Below are 3692 nucleotides of genomic sequence, written 5' to 3'. Positions count from 1 at the left end.
CGCCGCCGCGACCGGATCGATGGCGGCCGCCAGCCCCGCCACGACACGGGCGGTCAGGGCGGGGGCAAGCCGCGCGAAGTCGGACAGCGGCATCGGCCTGGTCATGCAGCCTCCCTAGCCCCACGCCGGTTACCAAGCCGTTGGCGCTTGCCGGCCCCGCGCGGCTGCGCCACATCGGCACCATGCCCGGCCTGCCCCTGCCCGTCCTGCCGACCTTCGCGCCAACCGTCTCGACCATCGCCGAGACGATCCAGCTGTCGCTGTCGCCGGTGTTCATGCTTGCCGGCGTCGGCTCGCTGCTCAACCTGCTGGCGCTGCGGCTGGCGCGGGTGGTCGACCGCGCCCGCGAAGTGGAGGAGGCGCATCCCCGCTCGACCGGGGCAGCGCACGAGCGCCATGTCTGGGAACTGCGCCTGCTCGACCGGCGCATCGGCGTCATCACCTGGGCGCTGTACCTGGGCGTCGGCTGCGCGATCCTCACCAGCCTGGTGGTCGCGCTGCTGTTCTCGGCCGAGCTGTTCAAGCTGCGGATCGGCCGCTACCTCGCCGTCGCGTTCATCGCCGCGATGGCGTTGCTGACCGCCAGCCTCATCGCCTTCATGATCGAGGTGCGCTGGTCGCTGGTCGCGGTGCGCATCCGCCCCGAGCTGCTGGAGCGCCAGAACAGGCGACGGCGTCATCAGCCGCCCGCCTCGTAATATGCGATCCTAGGAAAAGCCGATGTCGCTCACCGATTTCCGCACGCTCGGCCGCTCCGGCCTCGTCGTCAGCCCGCTCGCGCTGGGCACGATGACCTTCGGCCCCGGTGCATGGGGCGCGGACGAGGCGACCTCGCGGGCGATCTTCGACGCCTATCGTGGCGCGGGCGGCAACTTCGTCGATACGGCGGACGTCTATACCGGCGGCAAGAGCGAGACGCTGCTCGGCAAGTTCATCGCCGACAGCGGCACGCGCGACGACCTGGTGCTCGCCACCAAATTCGCGTTCAACGGCTCGGCCAACCCGGTCGCTGCGAGCCAGGCCGGCGGCGGCAACCCCAATGCCGGCGGCGTCGGGGCCAAGAACATCCACCGCGCGCTCGACGCATCGCTGCGGCGGCTCGGCACCGATTACATCGACCTCTACTGGATGCACATCTGGGACGGCGTCACGCCGGTCGAGGAGATCGTCCAGACGCTCGGCGACCTCGTGCGCGCCGGCAAGATCCGCTATTACGGCCTGTCCGACATGCCCGCCTGGCTGGCGATGAAGGCGGCGACGATCGCCGGCGAGCGGCGCGTGCCCGGCCCGATCGCGCTGCAGCTGGAATATTCGCTGGTCGCACGCGACATCGAGGCCGAGCACGTTCCCGCCGCGCGCGAGGGCGGCATGGGGGTGATGCCGTGGAGCCCGCTCGCCGGCGGGCTGTTGTCGGGCAAGTACGACCGTGCCGACACTAGGGATACCGGCCGGCTGAGCGGTGCCAACCCGTTTGGCGACACCAAGTTCACGGATCGCAACTGGGACATCGTCGACGCGCTGAAGGCAGTCGCCGCCGAGCTCGGCCGGCCGGCGGCGCAGGTCGCGCTCGCCTGGACGCTGGCGCGGCCCGGTGTCGCCTCGACGCTGATCGGCGCGAGCAAGGTGGCGCAACTGGAAAGCAACATCGCCGCGACCGACCTGCGGCTGGACGACGAGCAGATGAGGCGGCTGAACGAGGCGAGCGCGCCGGTGCTGGGGTTCAGCGCCAGCCTTACCCAGCCGGCGATCCGCCGCATGGTGTTCGGCGGCCATGACGTCGCCGGGTGGAACGAGCAGGCCCGCTGACCGGCCCGTTGACCGCCGGCGGCGTCACGCCCCGACCAGCAGGCCCTCGCGCGCGATCTTCTCCCGCCACACCAGCGGCGCGAGCTGGTGGACGTTGTGGCCCTGTGCGTCGACGGCGACCGTCACCGGGAAATCGCTGACTTCGAACTCGTAGATCGCCTCCATGCCAAGGTCCTCGAAGCCGACGACGCGCGATCCCTTGATCGCCCGCGCGACCAGATAGGCCGCGCCGCCGACCGCCATCAGGTACGCGCTCCTCGCCTCGGCGATCGCCTCCGTCGCGGCGGGGCCACGCTCGGCCTTGCCGACCATCGCCAGCAGGCCCTGGCCGAGCATCATCCGGGTGAACTTGTCCATCCGGGTGGCGGTGGTGGGGCCGGCGGGGCCGACCACCTCCGCCCCGACCGGATCGACCGGGCCGACATAATAGATCACGCGGCCCTTGAACTCGACCGGCAGCGGCTCGCCGGCCGCGAGCATGTCGGCGATGCGCTTGTGCGCGGCGTCGCGGCCGGTCAGCATCTTGCCGCTGAGCAGCAGCCGGTCGCCCTGCCGCCACGTCGCCACCACCTCGGGCGTCAGCGTGTCGAGGTCGACGCGGATCGCCGCCTTGTCCGGCGTCCAGTTCACGTCCGGCCAATCGGCGAGCTTCGGCGTCTCCAGATAGGCCGGTCCAGACCCGTCCAGCACGAAATGAGCATGGCGCGTCGCGGCGCAATTGGGGATCATCGCCACCGGCTTCGACGCGGCGTGGGTCGGCCAGTCGAGGATCTTGACGTCGAGGATCGTCGACAGCCCGCCCAGCCCCTGCGCGCCGATGCCGAGCGCGTTGACCTTGTCGAACAGCTCGATCCTGAGCGCCTCGATGTCGTTCCTGGGCCCGCGCGCCTTCAGCTGGCCCATGTCGATCGCGCCCATCAGCGACTGCTTGGCGAGCAGCATCGACTTCTCCGCGGTGCCGCCGATGCCGATGCCGAGCATCCCGGGCGGGCACCAGCCGGCCCCCATCTGCGGCAGCATCTCCAGCACCCAGTCGACGATCGAGTCGCTGGGGTTCATCATCTTGAACTTGGATTTGTTCTCCGACCCGCCGCCCTTGGCGGCGACGTCGATCGACACGGTGTCGCCCGGCACCATCTCGACATTGAGGACGCTGGGCGTGTTGTCCCTGGTGTTGCGCCGCGTGAAGGCGGGATCGGCGAGGATCGAGGCGCGCAGCTTGTTCTCCGGGTGCAGATACGCGCGGCGCACGCCCTCGTCGACAACCTGCTGCAGCGAGCGGTCGGTCGCATCCAGCCGGCAGTCCATGCCCCATTGGACGAACACCGTGACGATGCCGGTATCCTGGCAGATCGGCCGGTGCCCCTCCGCGCACATGCGGCTGTTGGTCAGGATCTGCGCGATCGCGTCCTTGGCGGCGGGGCTGCGTTCGGCCTCATAGGCTTCGCCCAGCGCGCGGATGTAATCCATCGGGTGGTAGTAGCTGATGAACTGGAGCGCGTCGGCGACGCTCTCGATCAGGTCGGCGGCGCGGATGATGGTAGGACGGGTGATCGGCGGCATGGCGCCGGTTCCTACCGCAATCGCCGCCGCTCGCAACTCGTTAAGCATCCCGTGCAACCCGATCTGAACGCCTGGGTCCTTAGGCGAGCGACCATGCGCGCCGCTTCCTCCGCGTCGGATACCACCCTGGTCCGGCCTTCGCTGGGCAGCGCGCTTGGCCTGACCGCCACCACCGACGAGGAGGTGATCGAGGCCCGCACCGCGCGGCTGGGCGAGGCTGCGACCTTGTGGCCGATGGCGCTGGCGGCGCTGCTGCTGGTGCCGCTGCTGCTCGGCGGCTTCGCGGCGAGCGCGCGCGATGTCGCGCTCGCCTGGCACATCGC

The 3692-nt window shown here is 70.2% G+C and carries 4 protein-coding genes; 3 read left to right on the top strand and 1 reads right to left on the bottom strand.

Annotated features, from left to right (window positions below; all coding sequences use genetic code 11):
- The first annotated feature begins 182 nt into the window (after positions 1 to 182).
- Both HUU96_RS13120 and HUU96_RS13115 read left to right on the top strand, forming a co-directional pair.
- Positions 183 to 698, top strand: a complete 516-nt coding sequence (locus tag HUU96_RS13120; protein WP_174293208.1) for a DUF2721 domain-containing protein — start codon at positions 183 to 185, stop codon at positions 696 to 698.
- Positions 699 to 720: 22 nt separating this feature from the next.
- Positions 721 to 1806, top strand: a complete 1086-nt coding sequence (locus HUU96_RS13115; protein WP_174293207.1) for an aldo/keto reductase — start codon at positions 721 to 723, stop codon at positions 1804 to 1806.
- A 24-nt stretch (positions 1807 to 1830) separates the two neighbouring features.
- Here HUU96_RS13115 and HUU96_RS13110 read toward each other — a convergent pair whose 3' ends face one another.
- Positions 1831 to 3369: a fumarate hydratase gene (locus HUU96_RS13110; RefSeq protein ID WP_174293206.1), complete on the bottom strand. Its 1539-nt coding sequence runs from the start codon at positions 3367 to 3369 to the stop codon at positions 1831 to 1833.
- Between the two features lie 93 nt (positions 3370 to 3462).
- On the opposite strand from HUU96_RS13110, the gene HUU96_RS13105 reads away from it, so the two are divergent.
- Positions 3463 to 3692, top strand: a 230-nt coding sequence (locus HUU96_RS13105) for a hypothetical protein (RefSeq protein ID WP_174293205.1), incomplete at its 3' end; no start/stop codon positions are given.

The organism is Sphingomonas bacterium (assembly GCF_903644135.1).
GTDB lineage: Bacteria > Pseudomonadota > Alphaproteobacteria > Sphingomonadales > Sphingomonadaceae > Sphingomonas.
Note: the sequence above shows the minus strand (reverse complement) of the source record. Positions and strands in the feature narration are given on the sequence as shown.